This window comes from Candidatus Palauibacter irciniicola (assembly GCF_965208695.1).
Classification (GTDB): domain Bacteria; phylum Gemmatimonadota; class Gemmatimonadetes; order Palauibacterales; family Palauibacteraceae; genus Palauibacter; species Palauibacter irciniicola.
Genome location: NZ_OZ242352.1, coordinates 1,398,361 through 1,418,351, shown reverse-complemented (window position 1 = coordinate 1,418,351; position 19,991 = coordinate 1,398,361). Strand labels below are relative to the sequence as shown.

At 71.3% G+C, this 19,991-nt stretch carries 27 protein-coding genes; 24 read left to right on the top strand and 3 right to left on the bottom strand.

What is annotated here, in order from left to right; genetic code table 11:
- Positions 1-17: 17 nt before the first annotated feature.
- The 12 genes from coaBC (at position 18) to secG (ending at position 10,498) form a co-directional block, all read left to right on the top strand.
- Positions 18-1,205 (top strand): bifunctional phosphopantothenoylcysteine decarboxylase/phosphopantothenate--cysteine ligase CoaBC, encoded by a 1,188-nt coding sequence (gene coaBC, locus ACOGI9_RS06105; RefSeq protein ID WP_419858979.1) that lies wholly within the window; start codon positions 18-20, stop codon positions 1,203-1,205.
- Positions 1,108-2,013 (top strand): uracil-DNA glycosylase, encoded by a 906-nt coding sequence (locus ACOGI9_RS06100; protein WP_419858978.1) that lies wholly within the window; start codon positions 1,108-1,110, stop codon positions 2,011-2,013. The genes coaBC and ACOGI9_RS06100 overlap by 98 nt, the downstream gene beginning before the upstream one ends.
- The gene (gene dnaB, locus ACOGI9_RS06095; RefSeq protein ID WP_419858977.1) at positions 2,006-3,391 is read left to right on the top strand and encodes a replicative DNA helicase; all 1,386 of its coding nucleotides are present in this window, start codon (positions 2,006-2,008) and stop codon (positions 3,389-3,391) included. The genes ACOGI9_RS06100 and dnaB overlap by 8 nt, the downstream gene beginning before the upstream one ends.
- On the top strand, positions 3,391-4,119 hold the full coding sequence (ispD, locus tag ACOGI9_RS06090) for a 2-C-methyl-D-erythritol 4-phosphate cytidylyltransferase (RefSeq protein WP_419858976.1): 729 nt from the start codon (positions 3,391-3,393) through the stop codon (positions 4,117-4,119). Before dnaB ends, ispD begins: the two co-directional genes overlap by 1 nt.
- A 4-nt stretch (positions 4,120-4,123) precedes the next feature.
- Complete coding sequence (locus ACOGI9_RS06085) at positions 4,124-4,849, top strand: L-threonylcarbamoyladenylate synthase (RefSeq protein WP_419858975.1); 726 nt, start codon at positions 4,124-4,126, stop codon at positions 4,847-4,849.
- Positions 4,846-5,331, top strand: coding sequence for a low molecular weight protein arginine phosphatase (locus tag ACOGI9_RS06080; RefSeq protein ID WP_419858974.1), 486 nt, complete (start codon positions 4,846-4,848; stop codon positions 5,329-5,331). Before ACOGI9_RS06085 ends, ACOGI9_RS06080 begins: the two co-directional genes overlap by 4 nt.
- On the top strand, positions 5,328-6,215 hold the full coding sequence (locus ACOGI9_RS06075; RefSeq protein ID WP_419858973.1) for a shikimate dehydrogenase family protein: 888 nt from the start codon (positions 5,328-5,330) through the stop codon (positions 6,213-6,215). Before ACOGI9_RS06080 ends, ACOGI9_RS06075 begins: the two co-directional genes overlap by 4 nt.
- Complete coding sequence (locus ACOGI9_RS06070; protein WP_419858972.1) at positions 6,212-7,012, top strand: ComF family protein; 801 nt, start codon at positions 6,212-6,214, stop codon at positions 7,010-7,012. Before ACOGI9_RS06075 ends, ACOGI9_RS06070 begins: the two co-directional genes overlap by 4 nt.
- A complete protein-coding gene (gap, locus tag ACOGI9_RS06065; RefSeq protein WP_419858971.1) occupies positions 7,009-8,037 on the top strand; it encodes a type I glyceraldehyde-3-phosphate dehydrogenase in 1,029 nt (342 codons plus the stop codon). Before ACOGI9_RS06070 ends, gap begins: the two co-directional genes overlap by 4 nt.
- A gap of 21 nt (positions 8,038-8,058) precedes the next feature.
- Positions 8,059-9,255 carry a phosphoglycerate kinase gene (locus tag ACOGI9_RS06060; protein ID WP_419858970.1) on the top strand — a complete coding sequence of 399 codons (1,197 nt, stop codon included), beginning with the start codon at positions 8,059-8,061 and terminating at the stop codon, positions 9,253-9,255.
- Positions 9,252-10,016: a triose-phosphate isomerase gene (tpiA, locus tag ACOGI9_RS06055; RefSeq protein ID WP_419858969.1), complete on the top strand. Its 765-nt coding sequence runs from the start codon at positions 9,252-9,254 to the stop codon at positions 10,014-10,016. Before ACOGI9_RS06060 ends, tpiA begins: the two co-directional genes overlap by 4 nt.
- A 71-nt stretch (positions 10,017-10,087) precedes the next feature.
- Positions 10,088-10,498, top strand: coding sequence for a preprotein translocase subunit SecG (gene secG, locus ACOGI9_RS06050; protein WP_419858968.1), 411 nt, complete (start codon positions 10,088-10,090; stop codon positions 10,496-10,498).
- On the opposite strand, the gene ACOGI9_RS06045 is transcribed toward secG, so the two are convergent.
- Positions 10,495-11,124 (bottom strand): ribonuclease H family protein, encoded by a 630-nt coding sequence (locus ACOGI9_RS06045; protein WP_419858967.1) that lies wholly within the window; start codon positions 11,122-11,124, stop codon positions 10,495-10,497. The two genes, secG and ACOGI9_RS06045, sit on opposite strands and share 4 nt — an antisense overlap.
- Positions 11,125-11,216: 92 nt before the next feature.
- On the opposite strand from ACOGI9_RS06045, the gene carA reads away from it, so the two are divergent.
- The 3 genes from carA (at position 11,217) to ACOGI9_RS06030 (ending at position 13,703) form a co-directional block, all read left to right on the top strand.
- Positions 11,217-12,353 carry a glutamine-hydrolyzing carbamoyl-phosphate synthase small subunit gene (gene carA, locus ACOGI9_RS06040; RefSeq protein ID WP_419858966.1) on the top strand — a complete coding sequence of 379 codons (1,137 nt, stop codon included), beginning with the start codon at positions 11,217-11,219 and terminating at the stop codon, positions 12,351-12,353.
- A gap of 91 nt (positions 12,354-12,444) precedes the next feature.
- On the top strand, positions 12,445-13,344 hold the full coding sequence (gene sppA / locus ACOGI9_RS06035; protein WP_419858965.1) for a signal peptide peptidase SppA: 900 nt from the start codon (positions 12,445-12,447) through the stop codon (positions 13,342-13,344).
- A 65-nt stretch (positions 13,345-13,409) separates the two neighbouring features.
- Positions 13,410-13,703, top strand: a complete 294-nt coding sequence (locus tag ACOGI9_RS06030; RefSeq protein ID WP_310778540.1) for an HU family DNA-binding protein — start codon at positions 13,410-13,412, stop codon at positions 13,701-13,703.
- 25 nt (positions 13,704-13,728) lie between these two features.
- Here the strand turns inward: ACOGI9_RS06030 and ACOGI9_RS06025 are convergent, their stop codons facing one another.
- Entirely contained in the window at positions 13,729-14,901 is a 1,173-nt protein-coding gene (locus ACOGI9_RS06025) for an aminotransferase class I/II-fold pyridoxal phosphate-dependent enzyme (protein WP_419858964.1), read from the bottom strand.
- A gap of 94 nt (positions 14,902-14,995) precedes the next feature.
- On the opposite strand from ACOGI9_RS06025, the gene ACOGI9_RS06020 reads away from it, so the two are divergent.
- The 8 genes from ACOGI9_RS06020 to dcd all read left to right on the top strand — a co-directional run bounded on the left by ACOGI9_RS06020 (position 14,996) and on the right by dcd (position 18,648).
- Positions 14,996-15,271, top strand: coding sequence for a hypothetical protein (locus tag ACOGI9_RS06020; RefSeq protein ID WP_419858963.1), 276 nt, complete (start codon positions 14,996-14,998; stop codon positions 15,269-15,271).
- A 13-nt stretch (positions 15,272-15,284) separates the two neighbouring features.
- Entirely contained in the window at positions 15,285-15,536 is a 252-nt protein-coding gene (locus ACOGI9_RS06015; RefSeq protein WP_419858962.1) for a MoaD/ThiS family protein, read from the top strand.
- A 28-nt stretch (positions 15,537-15,564) separates the two neighbouring features.
- Positions 15,565-16,032 carry a molybdenum cofactor biosynthesis protein MoaE gene (locus ACOGI9_RS06010; RefSeq protein WP_419858961.1) on the top strand — a complete coding sequence of 156 codons (468 nt, stop codon included), beginning with the start codon at positions 15,565-15,567 and terminating at the stop codon, positions 16,030-16,032.
- A gap of 79 nt (positions 16,033-16,111) precedes the next feature.
- Positions 16,112-16,234, top strand: coding sequence for a hypothetical protein (locus ACOGI9_RS06005; RefSeq protein ID WP_419858960.1), 123 nt, complete (start codon positions 16,112-16,114; stop codon positions 16,232-16,234).
- A 66-nt stretch (positions 16,235-16,300) separates the two neighbouring features.
- Entirely contained in the window at positions 16,301-17,281 is a 981-nt protein-coding gene (gene moaA / locus ACOGI9_RS06000) for a GTP 3',8-cyclase MoaA (protein WP_419858959.1), read from the top strand.
- Positions 17,278-17,523, top strand: a complete 246-nt coding sequence (locus tag ACOGI9_RS05995; RefSeq protein WP_419858958.1) for a hypothetical protein — start codon at positions 17,278-17,280, stop codon at positions 17,521-17,523. The genes moaA and ACOGI9_RS05995 overlap by 4 nt, the downstream gene beginning before the upstream one ends.
- 10 nt (positions 17,524-17,533) lie before the next feature.
- On the top strand, positions 17,534-17,923 hold the full coding sequence (locus ACOGI9_RS05990; RefSeq protein WP_419858957.1) for a DUF423 domain-containing protein: 390 nt from the start codon (positions 17,534-17,536) through the stop codon (positions 17,921-17,923).
- A 95-nt stretch (positions 17,924-18,018) separates the two neighbouring features.
- Positions 18,019-18,648, top strand: a complete 630-nt coding sequence (gene dcd / locus ACOGI9_RS05985) for a dCTP deaminase (RefSeq protein ID WP_419858956.1) — start codon at positions 18,019-18,021, stop codon at positions 18,646-18,648.
- 16 nt (positions 18,649-18,664) lie between these two features.
- Here dcd and ACOGI9_RS05980 read toward each other — a convergent pair whose 3' ends face one another.
- A complete protein-coding gene (locus tag ACOGI9_RS05980) occupies positions 18,665-19,513 on the bottom strand; it encodes an alpha/beta fold hydrolase (RefSeq protein ID WP_419858955.1) in 849 nt (282 codons plus the stop codon).
- Positions 19,514-19,630: 117 nt separating this feature from the next.
- Between ACOGI9_RS05980 and ACOGI9_RS05975 the strand changes: the two genes are divergently transcribed.
- Positions 19,631-19,987 carry an NADH-quinone oxidoreductase subunit A gene (locus ACOGI9_RS05975; RefSeq protein WP_419858954.1) on the top strand — a complete coding sequence of 119 codons (357 nt, stop codon included), beginning with the start codon at positions 19,631-19,633 and terminating at the stop codon, positions 19,985-19,987.
- The last annotated feature ends 4 nt before the right edge of the window (positions 19,988-19,991 follow it).

The window sequence follows — 19,991 nt, the reverse complement described above, 5'->3', positions numbered from 1 at the left end:
CCTTTGATGGTCGTCGCGTGCTGCTCGTCGTATCCGGCGGGATCGCCGCGTACAAGAGCGCGATCCTCGCCCGCCGCCTGATCGAGGCCGGGGCCGGGGTCGAGGTCATCCTCACCGCGTCGGCCGAGCGTTTCATCGGACGCGTCACCTTCGAGGGGATTACGGGCCGTCCGGTGCACGCGTCGCTGTGGGACCGGCCCATGGCGCACCTGGATCTCGGGCTCGAGGCCGATGTCGTCGTCGTCGCGCCCGCGACGGCCAACCTCATCTCCAGGCTCGCGGCCGGGGCCGCGGACGACCTGGCGACGACCGCCGTGCTGGCCTCGCGCGCGCCGGTCATCGTCTGCCCCGCGATGAACACGCGGATGTGGGAGCATCCGATCACGCAGGCGAACGTCGCGCGGCTGGCCGGGGTCGGCTACGGGATCGCGGGGCCGGCCGATGGTCCGCTCGCGGAGGGGGAAAGCGGGCCGGGGCGGCTGCTGGAGCCGGAGGAGATCCTGCCGCGCATCGGGCGGGCGCTCGAAACGGCGACCGGTCTGCGCGGCCGGAAGGTCGTCGCGACGGCGGGGCCGACGAGGGCCGCGCTGGACCCCGTCCGCTTCATCACGAACCGCTCGTCGGGCCGCATGGGCTTCGCGCTCGCCCAGGCCGCGTGGCGGCGCGGGGGCGACGTCACCCTCATCAGCGGACCCAGTCGCCTGCCGCGACCCACGGGGCCCGACGTGGTGGAGGTCGAGACGGCGGGCGAGATGCTGGCCGCGCTGGAGACCGCGTTGACCGATGCGGACATCCTGTTGATGGCCGCCGCCGTCGGCGATTTCGAGCCGGCCCGGGCGGCGGACTCGAAGATCAGGAAGAGCGGGGCCGGGAAGGGGTTCGAACTCACGCTCCGGGCGGGACCGGACCTGCTGCTGGAGACGCGGGCGTTCCGCGAACGGAAGGGAATCTTTACTCTGGGTTTTGCGCTCGAGACGGAGGACCTTCTGGCCCGCGGACGCGAGAAGCTCGAGCGGAAGGGCATGCACCTGGTCGCCGTGAACTCGGCCGTGGAGCCCGGCGCGGGATTCGAGTCCGAGACGAACCGCATCACGTTGATCGACCGGAGTGGCCAGGTCGAGGAGTTGCCTTTGGCGAAGAAGACCGAGTTGGCGGACGCGCTGCTCGACCGGGTCGAGGCCTCGATCCCGGCGGCGGCGGGGTGAGCCCGCCGGACGCCGACGCCCGGACGCTCGCTCGCGCCTTCCTCGAGCAGACGCTCTCCGCGGAAGGGAACGCGCTCATGCTCGAACATGCGACGCGCGAAGAGGTCATCCGCGGCCTGGCTTCCGCCCGTCGCGCGGCGCGGGCGGACGCCGCCGGTCGCGCGGACGGGAGCCGAGCCCGGACCCCGCGGCGAAGGGGCCGGAGGTCGCGACGGGGCCGCAGATCGCGGAGGCGCCGGACCTGGAAACCCTGGCCGCGCTCGTCGCCTCCTGCACTCGCTGCACGCTCCACGAATCGCGAAAGAACCCGGTGTTCGGCGAGGGCGCGGCGGACGCCCGCGTCGTGTGCGTCGGGGAGGCGCCCGGGGCGCGCGAGGATGAGACCGGCCGCCCCTTCGTCGGCCGCGCCGGCGGCCTGCTCGACCGCCTGCTGCTGTCGATCGGGCTTCCGCGGAAATCCGTCTACATCTGCAACGTGCTGAAGTCCCGGCCCCCCCGGAACCGCGATCCGCTCCCCGAGGAGGTCGCGGCCTGCTCTCCCTATCTCCTGAGGCAGCTCGCGCTCATCGAACCCGAGGTGATCATCGCCTTCGGCGCCTTCGCCGCGCGCACGCTGCTCGAAACGAAGTCCGCGCTGGGGCGGCTCCGCGGCACCGTGCACCGCTATTCCGGGTATCCCGTCGTCGCCACGTACCACCCGGCGGCGCTGCTCCGAAACCCGGGCTGGATCCGGCCGACGTGGGAGGATCTGCAGATCGTGCGCCGCATGCTCGACGGCGTCGGAGATCGCGAGGCCCGCGGTGGTTGACACGGCGATCAGCCTCCCCAGCGACGCGATCGAGGCCCGGCGCACGCCCTGGTCCGAGGAGGCCGAGATCTCGGTCCTCGGGGCGATGCTCATCGACGGCGACGCCGTGGCCGTCGCCCTCGAACAGATCGACGATTCCGCCTTCCACCGGGAAGGCAACCGCCGGATCTTCCGCGCCATGGTGCGCCTGTACGGGCGCGGCGACGTGATCGACGCCGTCACGCTCGCGGACGAACTGCAGACGGCCGCGGAACTCGACGCCGTCGGCGGGATGGCCTACCTCGCGAGACTCGTGGACGCGGTCCCCACCGCGGCCAACGTCGGCCACCACTGCCGGATTCTCCGCGACAAGACGGTGCTCCGGCGGCTCATCTCCAGCGCCACCGAGATCATCCAGGACGCCTACGAGGCGGGATCGGGCGAAGTCGACGAGACGCTCGACCGCGCGGAGCAGAGGATCTTCGAGATCTCGCAGGCGGAGCAGCGCGGGACCTTCGTCCGCATCAAGGAAGTCCTGCGCTCGACGATGGACCGGATCGACGAACTCGTGCGCAACCCGGGCACGATCACCGGCGTCGCGTCCGGGTTCACCGATCTCGACCGCATGACGGCGGGGTTCCAGCCGGCCGACCTCGTCGTCCTCGCCGGGCGCCCCTCGATGGGCAAGACGGCCCTCGCGCTGAACATCGCCCAGCATACGGCGATCGGCGAGGACGTCCCGGTGGCGATCTTCTCGCTCGAAATGTCGAGAGAGTCGCTCGTCCAGAGGATGCTGAGCGCGGAGTCCAAGGTGGATTCGAGCCGGATCCGGACCGGGCGATTGAATTCCGACGACTTCACGCGGCTGGCGAGCGGGGCCGGGCACCTGAACACGGCCCCGATCTGGATCGACGATACGCCCGCGATCTCGCCCATCGAACTCCGCGCCAAGGTGCGGCGTCTGCACGCGGAAGTCGGCGTCGGGCTCGTCGTGCTCGACTACCTGCAGCTGATGTCCGGCGGAGCGCGGATCGAGAACCGCCAACAGGAAATCAGCGCGATCTCCCGGTCGCTGAAGGCGATCGCGAAGGAGGTCGGCGTGCCGCTCCTCGCGCTCTCGCAGCTCTCGCGGGCGCCAGAACAGCGCGAAGGGAACCGTCCAAGGCTCTCCGACCTGCGGGAGTCGGGCGCGATCGAACAGGATGCGGACGTCGTCCTCTTCATCTTCCGCGAGGAGATGCACCGCAAGCCGGAAGAGGTGGAGGAACGGGGATTGGCGGGGAAGGCCGAACTCATCGTGGGCAAGCAGCGCAACGGGCCCACCGGCACCGTCGAACTCTATTTCCACAAGGCCTTCACGGCGTTCGAATCCGTGAGCCGCCGTCCGGAACCCGACTAGTGCCGGCGGCAGGCCCGGCGGCCGCCCGCGGCGTCGGGGCCGTCGTCGTCGCGGCGGGGCAGGGACATCGCTTCGGCGCGTCGCGGCCGAAGCAGTTCGTCGACCTCTGCGGCATGCCGGTGCTCGCCTGGTCGGTGCGGACGCTCATGAACCATCCCGACGTCGACAGGGTCGTGGTCGTGCTGTCGCCGCCGAGGGCGGCCTCGCCCCCGGCCTGGCTTCCGGAGGGGGTTCTCGTCGTGCCGGGCGGGGTGTTTCGGGCCGATTCCGTGCGTGCCGGCGTAGAGGCGCTTGCGGGAGACGTCGAGACCGTGCTCGTGCACGATGGGGCGCGTCCGTTCGTGTCGGCCGAACTCGTGTCCCGCGTCGTGGACGGGGCCCGGAACGGGCCGGTCGTGCCGGCGATCGCCGTCGAGGACACGGTGAAGCGGGTAGACGAGGGAGGCTGGATCGAGGAGACGGTGCCGCGCGACCGGCTCCGCCGCGTACAGACCCCTCAGGGGTTTCCGGTCGCGGTTCTGAACCGTACCCACGCGCTCGACGATGCGGGCGCGTGGGAAGCGCAGGACGCCGCAGCCATGACGGACGACGCGCTGCTGTGCGAGCGGCTCGGCATCGACGTTTCCACGGTGGAAGGGGATCCGGCGAACCTGAAGATCACGACCGCGCGCGACCTGGCGCTCGCGCGCGCCATGGTTGAGACCGGGTTGATCGCTGCGGGGAACTAGTGTCATGGACGGGTGCGGGAACGGGTTCGACGTGGTGAAATGGCGCGAGTGGACGAGCGCTTCGGGGACCGCCGGGCCGGGCCGGGCGCTGGCTACGGGGGATGAGGCGCTGGACCGGGCCGCGGCGCTGCTCGATGCCGGAGGCGTGGTGGCGCACCCGACTTCGACGGTGTACGGGCTGGGCGGCCGGCCGTGGCCGGATGTCGACGCGCGGATCGCCGCGATCAAGCGTCGGCCGCCGGGGCCGCTGATCCGGCTCGCCGCGAGCCCCGAGACGCTCCGGCGGGCGCTGCCGGGGGCACGGTGGCCGGAGGCCGCGCGCCGGCTCGCCGACGCCTTCTGGCCGGGGCCGCTCACCCTGGTGCTGGAGGACGGGACCGATACCGGCGTCGCCGTGCGCGTCGACCCCCATCCGGTCGTGCGACGCCTCCTCGACCGGGCCGGCGGGCTGCTGACGTCCACGAGCCTGAACGTTACCGGGGAGGCGCCGGCGCGGACCCGCCGCGCGGCCCGCGCCGCGTTGTCGGGGATCGGGCCGGAGCACGGTGCCGTCGGCTGGCTCGACGCCGGCGACCTCGCCAGCGGGTCGACCCCGTCGACGCTCGTGCGTGCGGCGGGGGAAGCGGTCGAGGTTCTGCGGGAAGGGGCCGTGCCGGCGACGGAGGTCGCCCGGGTCCTCTCGGCCCACCCTCCCGGGTCCCCGCACGCTGTCGGGAGGCGGCCCACGTGAACCTCCTCTTCGTCTGCACCGGCAACATCTGCCGCAGCCCGCTGGCGGAGGTGATCGCGCGGGCGGAAGCGGACGCGCGCGGGTGGGCGGAGGTCTGCTGCGCATCAGCGGGCACCTTCGCGTTTCCCGGCCAGCCGGCCTCGGGTCCCGGAATCGCGGTCGCCGCCGCCCACGGACTCGACCTCGGGGGGCACGTCTCACGGGAACTCTCGCTCGAACTGGTCGAGTGGGCCGACTTGGTCATCGGCATGGAGGCCTCCCATGCCCGGGGGGCCGCGCGCCTGGCTCCGCATGCGGCCATCCGCGTCATGACGGATTTCCTGTCTGCGGATGACGAGTGGAGGGGGAGCGGCGTCCCGGACCCGTACGGCGGAGATCTCGACACGTACGAGGCGACCCGGGAGTTGCTGACGCGGGCCATGCAGGGGCTCTTCGACGCGCTCGGCGAAGAACGGGGAGGGCGCGAAGGGTCCGGGTCGTGACGCTCCGCTTCGCGCTCCTCGGGGATCCCGTGCGGCACTCGATCTCGCCCGCCATGCACCGCGCGGCCTTCGAGATCCTCGGACTCGACGCGGAATACGTGGCCCGGCGGACCGCTCCCGACGAGGTCGGGCCGGCGATGCGGAGCGCGGATCTGGCGGGCGGAAACGTGACGCTCCCCCACAAGCTCCGAGCCGCCCGGGCGCTCGCGCGGCCGAGCGCCGCGGTGCGGGCGACCGGGGCGTGCAACTGCTGGTGGCGGCGACCGGATGGCGAACTCGCCGGCGACAACACGGACGTCGGCGGGCTCCAGGGGGCCCTTTCCCGCCTCGGGCTCCACCCCGGGGGCGCGCGCGTCCTTCTGCTGGGCGCCGGCGGCGCGGCCCGGGCGGCGGTCCACGCGCTGCTCGAAGGCGGCGCATCGTCCGTCGAAATCCTCAACCGGACCCCGGCTCGGGCACGCGCGCTGCGCGATCGGGCACTGGCCCGCGCGACCGACGCCGACGGCTCGGTGGATGCCGTGCGCGTCGTCGCGGGGCCGCGCTCCGGCGCGGCGTACGACCTCGTGCTGAACTCGACGAGCCTCGGGCTTTCGCCCGGGGATCCGCTCCCCCTCGACCTGGACCGGAGCGCGGACCGGGTCCGGTTCGGCGCCGCCTTCGACATGGTGTATGCAGCGGGCGGGACGGCGTGGGTTCGACACGCGCGTGCCCTCGGAATCCCGGCCGCCGGCGGGCTCGACATGCTCGTGGGCCAGGCGGCGCTCTCCCTCGAACGCTGGTTCCCCGGCCGCGAGGCCCCGTTCGATGCGATGCGAGAGGCGGCCGTGGCGGAACTCGCGTCGCGGACGGCGTCGGAACCAGGGGACGGATCGAACGCCGCGTGAGGGCGGTGGCGCGCGCCGGCCGGCTCCGCCTCCTGGGCCGAGCCGCCGCCGCGGCCTTCGATGCTCTCGTGCCCGCGGCGTGCGTGGGGTGTCGCCGCGGCGTCGCGCCCGATGGCCCGCCGCTGTGCGCCCTGTGCCGGTCCCGGCTCCCTCGACTGGCGAGTCCCCGCTGCCGCCGCTGCGCCCAGCCGCTCGGCAACATCGCCGCCGCGGCCGGCGAGCTCGTGCGGTGCGGCACGTGCGAGGAGTGGCCCGACGTCCTGGTGGCGGCCGACGCCCCCTTCGCCTTCGAGGGCCTCGCCGCCCGGACGGTGCGTGCGCTGAAGTACGACCGCTGGCGCTCCCTCGCCCCGTGGATGGCCGCGCGCATGGCTCCGGCCGCCGAGGTGATGGCGTCCCGGCTCGGCGAAGGCGCGACCTGGCTGATCCCGGTGCCGCTCACGCCGGCCCGGCGGCGGGAACGGGGCTTCAACCAGGCCGGGGAGCTGGCCCGCGCGCTGGCCGACCGCGGCGTCGGGTCGCTGGGCCCGTTCCTCGACCGCCGTCCGGGGGGCAGCCGTCAGGCGGGCGTCGGCGGGGCGCTGCGCCGCGCGAACGTACAGGGTCGCTTCCGGTTGCGTGCCGGCCTCCCGGACGGGCGCCGGAGCGCCATCATCGTCGACGATGTGCTCACGACCGGAGCCACCGCGATCGCCTGCGCCGAGACGCTGGCCGAGGCTGGATTCCGCAGCGTCGCCACCGTTAGTTTTGCCCGGACTTTGCTCCCCCTTAATCCTTCCCGAGAGGAATCCGAATGAGTGTGAGGGTTGCCATCAACGGTTTCGGCCGCATCGGCCGGAACATCCTCCGCGCGGCGCTCCAGAACCCGCGCGGGGACCTTGACTTCGTCGCGATAAACGATCTCACGGATGGGGCGACGCTCGCCCATCTGTTCAAGTACGACTCCGTGCACGGGCGCTTTCCCGGCGAGGTCCGCGTGGACGGAGCAGAACTCGTGCTGGGGGACGAGCGCGTGGGCGTCTTCTCCGAACGCGACCCGGCCGACCTCCCGTGGCGGGAACTCGACGTGGACATCGTCATCGAATCCACCGGGATCTTCCGCAAGCGGGAAGATGCGACCCGGCACCTGAGCGCCGGGGCGAAGAAGGTCCTCATCTCCGCGCCGGGCATCGAGCCGGACATCACCCTGGTGCTGGGCGTGAACGCGGACGAATACGACCCGGCGCGGCACGACGTGATCTCGAACGCGAGCTGCACGACCAACTGCATCGCTCCGGTCGTGAAGGTCCTGCTCGATCGCTTCGGCTTCGAGCGCGGCCTCATGACGACGGTCCACGCGTACACGAACGGCCAGCAGCTCCTCGACCTCCCGCACAAGGACCTCCGGCGCGCCCGCGCCGCCGCGCTTTCGATCATCCCCACGACGACGGGCGCGGCGAAGGCCGTGGGCCTCGTCCTCCCGCAGGTCAGGGGGAAGCTCGACGGCATGGCGATGCGCGTGCCGACGCCGGACGTGTCGATCGTGGACCTCGTGGCCACCGTGTCGCGGGACACGTCGGCCGGCGAGATCAACGCGGCGTTCCGCGAGGCCGCGGAAGGGCCGCTCGACGGCGTGCTCGAATACACCGAGGAGCCGCTCGTCTCCGTCGACTTCACGGGACACCCGGCCAGCGCCATCGTCGACGCGAAGTCGACGTCCGTCATGGACGGCACGCTCGTCAAGGTCATCTCGTGGTACGACAACGAGTGGGGGTATTCGAACCGCCTCGTGGACCTGGCGAGCTTCGTCGGAGAGCGCCTGCCCGCCGCCGTCGGGGCCTGAGCGGCCCCGGCCGGTCCCCTCGTGACCAGAGCGCTGCGCGACCTCCCGGCCGACCTGGCCGGGAAGCGGGGGCTCGTGCGGGTGGACTACAACGTGCCGCTCGACGCCGGGCGGGTCGCCGATGCGACGCGCATTGAGGCGTCGCTGCCGACCCTCCGGTGGTTGCTGCGGCGGGAGGCCCGGCCGGTGCTGCTCTCGCACCTCGGCCGGCCGGGGGGGCGGCCGGACCCCGCGCTCTCGCTGTCGCCCGTGGCCTCCGCGCTCGCCGGCCTCCTCGGGACCGGAGTCCTCTTCTCCGCGCCGTGCGACGGCGAGGACGCGCTCCGCGCCAGCCGCGGGCTGAAGGCCGGACAGGTGCTCCTCGTGGAGAACACGCGTTTCCTGCCCGGGGAGACGGAGAACGACGCGGCGCTCGCCGGCCGTCTCGCCCGGCTCGGCGACTTCTTCGTCAACGACGCGTTCGGCACGCTGCACCGCGCGCACGCCTCGACGACGGGCGTGCCGGCCCTCCTGAGTCCTTCCGTGGCGGGCTTGCTCGTCGAGCGCGAACTGGAGGCGCTGGGCGCGCTCGAGCAGCCGCGCCGGCCGTTCGTCGTCGCCTTCGGAGGGGCCAAGATCGGCGACAAGATCGAACTCCTGCGCCGCTTCCTGGAACGCGCCGACCTCATCCTCGTGGGCGGCGCCATGGCGAACACGTTCCTCCGCGCGCAGGGGGCCGAGACCGGAGCCTCGCTCGTCGAGGAGGCGGCGCTGGATCTCGCCCGCTCGATCCTGGCCGCGGGAGGGGAGCGGATCCGGCTGCCCACGGACGTGATGGTCCTCGACCGGTCGAACGGGGACGGGGAGAGTGTCGAGGGCGTCGGGGTCGACGCGATCGGGCCGGAGATGGCCGCCCTGGACATCGGACCCGAGTCTCGCGCCCGCTACGCCGAGGCGTTGCGGGGGTGCGCCGCCTTCTTCTGGAACGGTCCCATGGGGCTGTTCGAAGACCCTCGGTTCGCGGCGGGCACGTTCGCCATCGCGGAGGCCGCAGCGGAGGCGACGGCGGCGGGCGGGTTCACCGTCATCGGGGGCGGCGACTCCGCCGCGGCCATCCGCCGCGCCGGGCTTTCCGACCGCGTGTCGCACGTCTGCACCGGGGGCGGAGCGGCCCTCGAGTACCTGTCGAGCGGCCGTCTACCCGGCCTCGACGCCCTCACCGAAAGGAGGCGTTCGTGAGTCAGCCGCACACCCCCGTGTTCGCCGCGAACTGGAAGATGAGCCATGGCCCGGCCGAGACCGGGGCGTTCGTGGAACGGTTCGCCGGGCGCCATCGGCCGCGCGGCGATGCGACGGTCATTGTGTTTCCTCCCGCCATCAGCCTGGCGGCCTTCGCCGCCGCGGCCTCCGGGCGTCCGGACCTCGAGTTCGGCGTGCAGGACGTGCACACGGAGGTGGAGGGCGCCCACACCAGCGGCATCTCGGCCGCCATGGTCCCGGCGACCGGCGCCACCTGGGGGCTGGCCGGCCACTCGGAACGCCGGCGGGAGTTCGGCGATACCGACGCGGACGTGGGGCGCAAGCTGGTCCGCCTGCTGGAGGCCGGACTCCGTCCCGTCCTGTGCGTGGGCGAGACGCTCGAGGAGCGGGAGGCCGGACGGCTCGCGACGGTGCTGGAAACGCAGATCCGGGAAGCCCTCCGCCCCCTCGACCCCGACGGCCGGGCCCGTCTCGTCTACGCCTACGAACCCGTGTGGGCGATCGGCACCGGACGGACGGCGAGCCCGGCCGACGCCGAGGAGGCGCACGCCATCGTCCGGGACCAACTGGCGCGGGCGGAAGGATGCGACGCGGAGCGCGCCGCGATCCTGTACGGAGGGAGCGTCAAGCCGGCCAACATCGAAGCGCTCCTGGCCGCCCCCGGGGTGGACGGCGTGCTCGTGGGCGGCGCGAGCCTCGATCCCGACAGCTGGGCCGCGATCTGCGCGGCGGGCAGATAACCGGAAAAACTGGCCCCATCTTGCCGGCGGCTCTAGTTTTACGGCCCGATCCAACCAATGGCAGGTAGACGATGTTCCCGTTCCTGATCGTATTGATTTCGCTGATCGCACTCGTGCTGTGCGTGATGATCCTCCTCCAGTCCGCGAAGGGCGGCGGGCTCGCCGCCTCCTTTGGCGGGGCCTCGTCCTCCACGGATTCCTTCATGGGAGGACGCCAGGCGGCCAACGCGCTGACGAAGGCGAGCTGGTACGGCGGGGGGAGTTTCCTCTTCCTCGCCCTCGTGCTGACGGTGCTCTCCGCCCGTCCGGACGCGGCCCCCGAATCGATCCTGCGTCAGGGACTTCCCGGCCAGCAGAGCCTCCCCGAAGCGCCCGCTTCGCTCCTGGAGGTGTCGCCCGACCTCGGAGAAGGCGCAGCCCCCTCCGATGAAGCCGCCGCACCCGGGTCGGAGGAAGGCGAGGAAGAGGACCCCGGCTCCTAGTCGGGCGGGCGAGGATCCTCGGCGAAAGCGTCGCTCGGCAGATCCAGAAACTCGACGTACCGCTCCTTCTCCTGCGCTTCGGCGAGCCAGCTCTCGAACCCGGATGGGACGAGTCCGTCGATGCCGCGCCGCTCCCGCGCCGCCGTCACCGCCAGGTGGTCCGCGTAGGCGTTCTTCACGTCGTCGGCGTGTCCCCGGGTCCAGCGCCACTCCACGCGGTGCCGCGCGGCGGCCCGCACGAGTTCCCGCCACAGATCGAGGTTCTCGATCGGCCCGCCCTTCCGGCGCCAGCCGCGGCGGGCCCAGCCGTGCACCCACTCCTTCATTCCTCGGACGAGATACTGGCTGTCGCTCGTAAAGACGACGCGGCACGCCCGCCGCAGGGCGCCCAGCCCGACGATGCCGGAGACGATCGCCATCCGGTTGTTCGTCGTGTCCGGATCGAAGTGGGCGAAGTCCCGCCGATACCAGCCGCCGCGCTCGTCGAACCGTTCGATGAGACCGGCGGCCGCCCCCGGATTCCGGCGATTCTCGAACTGGTTGCCGAGGCAGGACTCGTCGGCGAAGATATGAACGAGCGGAGCGTCGGTCCCGCTCTCCCGCCCGGGTCCGGAGTCGGTGGTCAACGCGCCTCCCGCGGCTTGGGTTCGCCCGGCACGCGGGCCGCGGGCCGCTGCCCGGGTCCCCGCACCTTCAACCGCCACATTGGACGCGCCACTTGAGCGAGACGCAAGCACGCCCCGGATACCTCCTGCTCGAAGATGGCCGCCGTTTCGGCGGCGCCTACGTGGGCCCCGAGACCGAGACCGCCGGCGAAGCCGTCTTCACGACGGTGATGACGGGGTATCACGAGGTGCTCACCGATCCTTCCTTTGCCGCGCAGATCGTCGTCATGACCGCGCCCATGCAGGGGGTCTACGGCATCCGCGATCCCGACGTTCAATCGCGGCGGCCCTGGGTCGCGGGCTTCGTCGTGAGGCACCTTTCGCACGAGATCGGGTCCGGGCCGGCCGATTCCACGCTGCCCGAGTACCTCGCCTCGCACGGGATTCCGACGCTGGTCGGCGCGGACACGCGCGCGCTGACGCGCCATATCCGGGATGCGGGCGCGATGCGGGCGGTCATGGCGCACGATGGGGTGTCGCCGCAACAGGCCGCCGAGCGGCTGGCCGCCGAGCCGGAGATGTCCGGCCGCGACCTCGCGACCGCCGTCTCGACGCCCGAACCGTACGAACTCGGCCCCCTCGACGGGGTGGCCGAGCGCGGCCTCGTGCTTTGCCTCGACTATGGGGTAAAGACGCGAAGCCTCGACCTCTTCCGTCGCGAGGGATACCGCGTGCGCGTCGTCCCGTGCGACACGGACGCCGAGGCGCTGCTCTCCGCCCGCCCGGACGGGGTCTTCGTCTCGAACGGGCCCGGCGATCCGGAGGCGGTGCCGGGCGCCGTCGAGCGCATCCGCACGCTGAGCGACGCCGGGGTCCCGCTGTTCGGCATCTGCCTCGGACACCAGCTCATAGCGCGCGCCTTCGGGGGCACGAACTACAAGCTGCCCTACGGGCACCGCGGCGGGAATCACCCCGTGATCAACCATGCCACGGGCGCCGTGGAGATCACCTCGCAGAACCACGGCTTCTCGGTACTCGAAAAGGACGGACGGATCGAGGGCGGCGACGATCTCGAGATCACGCACCGGAATCTGAACGACGGCACGGTGGAAGGGCTGGTCCACCGGGAGCGGCCGGTATTCGCGGTGCAGTACCATCCCGAGTCGGCCCCGGGACCCCACGACAGCCGGTATCTGTTCAACCGCTTCGTCGAGACGATGCGGAATCACGGAAGCTCCGCCCCGGGTTGACCGTGCGCGGTCCGTTGAACGTTGACGACGTGTGGTCTAGGTTGCGTCGGGCCTCCAGCCACGGACCCACACTCATGGACCGTCGCGCGACGTGACCTACGACAAGCGGAACACGGTGATCGCCCTCCTCGCGCTCCTGGGCATCTTCGGCGTGGGCGCGATCCTCTCCATCTGGTGGACGGTAGGGAATACGTCGTTTCTCGCCGGCGGGCGCGTGGCGGTCGTCCCGCTGCGGGGCGTGATCACGGACGAAGCGGCCTTCACCCGGACGCTCGACGGCTTTCGCGAAGACCCCGGCGTGCGCGCCTTCGTGATCGAGATCGAGTCCCCGGGCGGCACCGTCGGGGCCTCGCAGAGCATCTTCGAAGCCATTCGCGATCTGCGGGACGACGACGACCGGCCCGTCCTCGCCTGGATGGGCGATGTGGGAGCCTCCGGCGGATACTACGCCGCGGTCGGGGCCGACAGCGTGTACGCGCTGCCCGGCACGATGACGGGATCCATCGGCGTCATCATGGAATTCCCCAACGCAGAGGAGTTGTTCCGCAAGGTCGGCGTCGACTGGGAAGTCGTGGCGAGCGCGGAGCACAAGGATCTGGGCGGCTACGGGCGCTCCCTTTCTCCCGAGGACCGCGAGATCCTCGAGGAACTTGTGAGCGACGTCCACGAGCAGTTCGTCGAGGTGGTGTCCGACAACCGGGATCTCGATCGGGAGACCGTTCGCGGGTTGGCGGACGGCCGGGTGTTCACGGGCCGGCAGGCGAACGAACTGGGACTCGTCGACGGCCTGATGACCCTGCCCGAGACGATCGACCTCGCAGGCCGGATGGCGGGTCTGGGCGCGGATCCGAGAGTCGTGCGGCCGCGCGAACCGAGGGTCGGCCTGTGGGACCTGATCGGCGGGCTGAGCCTGGGCGATGCGCGAGCGTGGATCGGATCGCTGGCGCCCCTGCGCCCAAGCGCGCCGAGACTCCTCTTTGAACTGAGATAAGCCGCTCCCATCCCGGAGCGGAGAACCATTCTTGAACGGTTGCACAACGCTCGGAGGAGAGGGAGATGACGAAGGCGGATCTCATCGAACAGGTCCACGAGGCCATCGGCCCCGGCGTGACGAAGCGGGACTGCGCCGCGGTGGTCAACGCGTTTCTGAACGCCGTCAAGGGCGCCGTCGTACAAGGCAACCACATCGAGATTCGCGGCTTCGGCACGTTCAAGGTCCGGGAACGCCGGACCCGCATGGCGCGCAATCCGCGCACGGGAGATCCCGTCCGCGTGCCGCCGAGGAAGGTGCCCGTCTTCAAGCCCTCGCGTCTGCTGCGCGACGAGGTGGCGTCGAGCCTCGGGGACTAGCAGAGAGTGAGGTAATGCGGGCGGGTCAGCCGAAGAAGCCGGCGATCCGCTCCAGTCCCTCCTCCAGGACGTCCCGCTCCACCGCGAAGTTGAAGCGCAGGTGCCCCGGAGAGCCGAACGGTTCTCCGGGCATGCACGCGACCTTCGCATCGGCGAGCAGCCGCTCGGCGACGTCCAGCGACGTGGCGCCGCGGTCGGTGAGCCGTCCGTAGAAGTACAGCGCGCCGTCCGGCGCGAACGCCTCGATCCCGTCCATCTCCGCGAATCTCGACAGCCCGAGTTCCCTGAGTCCGGAGAGCCTGGACAGGAGTTCCGAGACGAACGCCTCGCGGGGAGCGCTCTCGCCGAGCGCGGCCGCGGCGGCGTACTGGGAGGGGCCGACCGCCCCGGAGGTCGTCTGTCCCTGCAGGTCCGCCATCTTCCGGACGACCTCCCGCGGCCCCACGGCATACCCGATCCGGAACCCCGGCATGCAGAACGCCTTCGAGACGCCGTCGAGCAGGATCGTCCTCTCCCCGCGCTCCGCAATGTCGAACACGGACGGAGACGGAGCCCCGTAGGCGAGCCGCCGGTAGATCTCGTCGGAGAGCACCCAGATCCCGTGCCGCTCCGCCCACGCCATGATCTCGCGCAGCAGGCCGGGCGGGATGACGGCCCCGGTCGGGTTTCCCGGGCTGTTGAGCATGAGCCCCCGCGTCCGCGTCGTGCGGGCCGCCTCGAGGTCCTCGACGGCCGGCACGAACCCGCCTTCCCACGTCGTCTCCACGATGACCGGCTCCGCCCCCGCGAGCCGGACGATCGTTGTGTAGCTCGGCCAGAAGGGGGAGGGCACCAGCACCTCCTCGCCAGCGCCGAAGAGGGCATAGCAGCAGTTGAACAGCGACTGCTTCACGCCCGCGCTCACGATCACGGAGTCCGGATCCACGGCCTCGGCCTCCGTCGTCTCGCGGAGATAGCGCGCGATCGCCTCGCGCAGTTCGGGCAGGCCGGAGGTGGGGGGATATCCCGTCTTCCCCTCCTCCACGGCCCGAATGCCCGCGTGGGCCGCGAAGGGCGGGGCGGGGTACTGCGGCTCGCCGGCCGAGAGGTCCACGACCGGAACTCCCGCCGCCCTCAGCTTCCGGGCGCGGGCGGCCAGCACCAGCGTGGCCGATGCCTCGAGCCGGGCGACGTTCGGGGAAAACTGCGTTGCGGGCACGTTCGGGCGCTCTTGTCGAAGGGGTGGGTCGGATTTGAGAGAGGGCTGCGGGGCCCCTATCTTTCGGCTGCTGGATGGTATGCGGGGAGAGTCCATGACGACAGAGACCGGAAGCGCGCTGGCCCCGGCGGACGTGCTGGCCGCCACGCGAGACTTCTTTCTCGGGGACGACCGGATGGTCGATGCCTGGGTCGACACCGAGAGCGACACGCACATTGCGTTCTGCACCTTCAGGGGCAACCTCTCGGTTGCCGCCTTCCCGGATCCCGCCGGGTCCGACGGGACGCGGATCCGGGTGACGACGCTGCGCGAAGAGGGGATCGTGCCCAGGCTCCTCGCCCACCTCGCGCTCGCGAACGCGCGCGCATGAACAGGCGCTCCTGATGGACCGGATCTCGGTGCGCACGCTCTTCTTCGGCGTGTACGGCGAACTCGCCGCGCGCAGGGAGGGATCGGCGGAACTCGCGGCGGACAGCACCGTGGGCGACCTCGTCGAGACCCTGCGCGGACCGGGCGGGCTCGACTGGCTCCCGGAGAGGGTCGTCGTCGCCGTCAACCAGAGTTACGCGGAGGCCGGCACGACCCTGTCCGACGGAGACGAGGTCGCGCTCATCCCCCCTGTTGCGGGGGGCTGAGCCGATGTCGAAGGCGGCAAACGGCCGCGTGCGGACATGGATCACCCGCGAAAGTCTGGACGACTTCGCGCAATTCGAGGATATTGTACGGGAGATCGGATCCGTGGAGGACGGCGCGCTGCTCTTTTTTCAGGGGCGGGTTCGCCGCACGAACCGCGGTCGCGCGGTGTCGCGCCTCGCGTACGACGCGTACGGAGAGATGGCGGAGCGGGAGCTGTCGGCCATCTGCCACGAGGCGCTGGAGCGGTTCGACGTGGGCTCCGTCGCCGCGGCCCACCGCGTGGGCGATCTCGGGCTGGGTGAGGTCAGCGTGGCGATCGCGGTCACGTCGGCCCACCGCGACGACGGCTACCGGGCGTCGCGGTGGATTATCGAAACGATCAAGGTCAGACTGCCGATCTGGAAGCACGAGCACTACGAGGACGGCGAGTCCCACTGGGTGGGAGCCCCGGCCATGGAGGCGGAAGCCCCGGCCGGCGGCGCGCGGTTCGAGTAGGGAGGTCTGGTCAGGGGCCGTCCGACGGACTTCGAGGCAGCCGGCCTCGGGCCCGGGCGCCCAAATCGAGGAGGACGCCATGTTTAAGATGGTCCGCAACCTGCTGGTCGTCGCGATGATCGCGACGGTCTCGTTTGCCGGAGATTGTGGCGACGACGACGACAACATGATGATGCAGGAAGGCGTCACGGTCATCGGCTAGCAGTCCGCCGGCGGGGATTCCGCGCGGCCGCCACGGCTGCGCGGGGTCCCCGCACACTCACCGCTCATGAAAGATCAATTCGGCCGCCGAATCCGGTACCTTCGGATCTCGGTCACGGACCGCTGCAACCTGCGCTGCACGTACTGCATGCCGGAGGAGGGGCTCGCCTGGATCCCCAAGCCCGAAATGCTCGCGTACGAGGAGATCGCCGAGATCGTGCGCCAGATGGCCGCGCTCGGGCTGGAACGGGTCCGGATCACGGGCGGCGAGCCGCTCGTCCGCAAGGATCTGCCGGACCTCGTGCGCATGATCGCCGCGGTCCCCGGCATCGACGACATCTCCCTCTCCACGAACGCCATCCTCCTGCCGCGTTTCGCGACGGCCCTCCGGGAAGCGGGGGTCGCGCGGGTGAACGTCAGCCTGGACACGCTCGACCGGGACGGGTTCGAGGAGATCGCCCGGCGGCCGGCGCGGCGCTTCGACGAGACGATGGAAGGCCTCCGGGCCGCCGAGGAGGCGGGCTTCGCTCCGATCAAGATCAACTGCGTCATCATGCGGGGCCTCAACGACCACGAGGTCGTCGACTTCGCCGAGATCACGCGGGAGCGGCCGTGGCACGTACGCTTCATCGAACTCATGCCGGTGGGGGAGAACCTGCACCTCACCGACCGGTTCATCTCGACCGATGAGGTGCTCGAGAAGATCCGCTCGATCGAGGACCTCCTGCCGGACCCGGGGCCGCGGGGGAACGGGCCCGCCGTGTACTACCGCTTCCCGGGCGGCGCCGGAACCGTGGGCGCGATCACGCCCCTCTCCCACAACTACTGCGAACGCTGCAACCGCATGCGGCTGACCGCCGACGGGAAGCTGCGGACCTGCCTGTTCGGCGACCACGAGGTCGACCTGAAGGGTCCGCTGCGCGAGACGGGCCGCATCGAGGGTGCGGTGGCGGAGGCGCTCGCCGGGAAGCCGAAGCGCCACTACCTGGAACTGGGAACGGCGGCCGGCAGCGGCGGGCTCGCCGCCCTGAGTCAGGTCGGCGGATGACGAACTACGAGGAACGACTCCGGCACAGGGATCTGCTCGAACGGGCGACCGACCTGCGCAGGCGGCTCGAACTCGAAGACGGCGATTCCCCCATGCGGCGCGAGGAAGGGGCCGAACTGGCGGCCCTCCTCGAAGCCACGCTGGCCGAGATCAGTCCGGAGCGCTGGGACCGGGTCATGGAGACGATCGCCGGGGAGGCGGCGCGGAGGGCGGGCGCGGGCGCGGCCCCGATGTTCGACTGACCGTCTTCGCTTGACCGGCGCCGCTTCCCCGCACCGCAAACTCCTCGCGGCCGGGTGCCTGCTGGCGGGCCTCGGAGTCGCCGCCGGAGCGTTCGGCGCGCACTCGCTCGAAGGCCGCCTCTCGGCCGATGCCCTCGCGATCTTCGACACGGCGGCCCGCTACCACATGCTGCACGCCCTGGGGCTCATCCTCCTCGGCCTCGCGGCGGCCCGCTGGCCGGATGCGGCGTGGCACTGTCCCGGCCTGCTCATGCTGTGTGGCATCGCGGTGTTCAGCGGCACGCTCTACGCCCTCGCCCTGTCCGGAATCGGCTGGCTCGGCGCGATCACGCCCATCGGCGGCGCCGCCCTCATCGCCGCCTGGATCTGGGCGGCCTGGCTCGCCCTCACCCACCCCTGACGCACCCGCTCCGCTCCGCGCCCCCTTGACGTGCGCGTAGGTTCACTCGATAGAAGTTGGGCCGCGAGCGGCCGTGCCCCCAACCGAGAGGTCCGATGGCGATCAAGAGTGACGGCTGGATCGGGATCGCCGGCTACGATCAGATGAAGGCCCGCACCATGGCCATCGCGCGTGGCGAGCACACGCCCGCGAAGGGTCGGCGCATGGCGCGCGAGCAGGGGATGATCGAACCCTTCGCCGACCGCCAGGTGCGCGACGGCGTCATCTCCTACGGCGTCAGCAGCTACGGCTACGACATGCGGGTCGCCGACGAATTCCGGATCTTCCACAACGCGCTCTTCCCGGTCGTCGACCCCAAGAAGTTCGACGAGCGCTCCTTCCTCGAGTACTCGGGCGACGTCTGCATCATCCCCCCGAACTCCTTCGCCCTCGCGCGCTCGATCGAGTACTTCCGGATTCCGCGCAACATCCTCACGATCTGCGTGGGGAAGAGCACCTACGCGCGCTGCGGCCTCATCGTGAACGTCACGCCCTTCGAACCGGAGTGGGAGGGGCACGTGACGCTCGAGATCTCGAACACGACGCCGCTCCCGGCCCGCGTGTACGCGAACGAGGGGATCGCCCAGGTCCTCTTCTTCGAGTCCGACGAGGTCTGCGAGGTCAGCTACGCGGACAAGGCCGGAAAGTACCAGGGCCAGACCGGAGTCACCCCGCCGAAGCTCTGACTCCTCGGCGAGGGGACTATGGCGTGAACCCGGTGGCGAGTTCGGCGAGGAGGCGGGTCAGGAGGCGGGGGTGTTGTTCGGTCAGGACATGGCCGCCGTCGGGGGACAGGGTGAAGCCGCAGTCGAGGCGGGCGGCCAGGCGCCTCGCCGCTTCGACGGGGATCCTCGGGTCGTGGGCGCCCGTCACGACGTGGGCGGCGACGGGGCGGCGGGGCATGCGATCCTCGAGTTCCGCCGGATGCCAGTCGGCGAGGATGCGCAGGAGCGTGCGGGCGCGCGCCGGGCTCGCCCACGGCCGCGCGTAGGCGGCGACCAGCTCCGAGGGGGCCCGGAAGGCGGGGCCGCACGCCCGCTTCAGGACCAGGTGCCCCAGCGGCGCGTGAAGCGGCGCGAGGAGGCTTCCGACCCCCCGCCGCACCGCGGATGACCGCAGCAGCCGCAGGATGGCCGGACTCCGGATTTCCGGCGTGACCGGGTTCGAGAGCAGGAGGCCGCCGATGTCCGGTTCCGCCTCCGCGAGTGCGAGCGCGATGGCCGCCCCCTGCGAGTGTCCCGCGACGAGTCGCGGCCGGGGGCCGTCCGGCGACAGCGCCCGCACCACCGCGCGAACCCGGCGCACCTCGTCATCCAGCGTGTAGGAGAGTTCCGCCCGCGCGTCCGAGGCGCCCCGGCCAGGCAGGTCGAGAAGCCAGCATTCCCACCCCTGATGTGCCTCGGCGAAGCGTTCGGCGACGGGCCGCCACGCCCGCCCGTGGGCGCTGATCCCGTGCAGGAAGAGGACGGGGCGCCCCGCGCCCAGAACGGTCACGCGCACGGTGCCGTCGCCGATCGTCACATTCCGCACCACAGGCCGCTTTCGACTCACTCGCTCCCTCTGCTTTCCGAGGCCAAATACCGCTTGCCGCTCATACCCCTCCGCGATACCTTCGCGGCGCGGGAAAGTGAAGAAATTCACAAGCTCGCACGAGAGGAGCGAACCCCCTTGCTCGACCCATATCTCGGCATCCTGATCCTCGCGTTGGTCGGCGTGCTGAACGCGGCCGCGATGATGGGCGTATCGCATTTCGTGGGCTCCCGGCGACCGACTCCGGTGAAGGCGAGCCCGTACGAGTCGGGGATTCCCCCGCTCGGGACGACGCGGGAGCGGTTCTCGGTCAATTTCTACATCGTGGCGATGCTCTTCATCGTCCTCGATATCGAGACGCTCTTCCTCATTCCGTGGGCCGCGATCTTCCGGGAGCTGGGGATGGTCGGGTTCGTGGAGATCACGGCGTTCCTCTCCGTGCTCGGCGTCGGACTCGTGTACGCGTGGAAGAAGGGGGCCCTCGAATGGGACTGAACCC

Coding starts and splice junctions, on each gene's coding strand:
- ACOGI9_RS06085 (WP_419858975.1), top strand. CDS start 4,124: ATGGACGGGTGCGGGAACGGGTTCGACGTGGTGAAATGGCGCGAGTGG.
- gap (WP_419858971.1), top strand. CDS start 7,009: ATGAGTGTGAGGGTTGCCATCAACGGTTTCGGCCGCATCGGCCGGAAC.
- secG (WP_419858968.1), top strand. CDS start 10,088: ATGTTCCCGTTCCTGATCGTATTGATTTCGCTGATCGCACTCGTGCTG.
- ACOGI9_RS06030 (WP_310778540.1), top strand. CDS start 13,410: ATGACGAAGGCGGATCTCATCGAACAGGTCCACGAGGCCATCGGCCCC.
- ACOGI9_RS06020 (WP_419858963.1), top strand. CDS start 14,996: ATGACGACAGAGACCGGAAGCGCGCTGGCCCCGGCGGACGTGCTGGCC.
- ACOGI9_RS06015 (WP_419858962.1), top strand. CDS start 15,285: ATGGACCGGATCTCGGTGCGCACGCTCTTCTTCGGCGTGTACGGCGAA.
- ACOGI9_RS06005 (WP_419858960.1), top strand. CDS start 16,112: ATGTTTAAGATGGTCCGCAACCTGCTGGTCGTCGCGATGATCGCGACG.
- moaA (WP_419858959.1), top strand. CDS start 16,301: ATGAAAGATCAATTCGGCCGCCGAATCCGGTACCTTCGGATCTCGGTC.
- ACOGI9_RS05995 (WP_419858958.1), top strand. CDS start 17,278: ATGACGAACTACGAGGAACGACTCCGGCACAGGGATCTGCTCGAACGG.
- dcd (WP_419858956.1), top strand. CDS start 18,019: ATGGCGATCAAGAGTGACGGCTGGATCGGGATCGCCGGCTACGATCAG.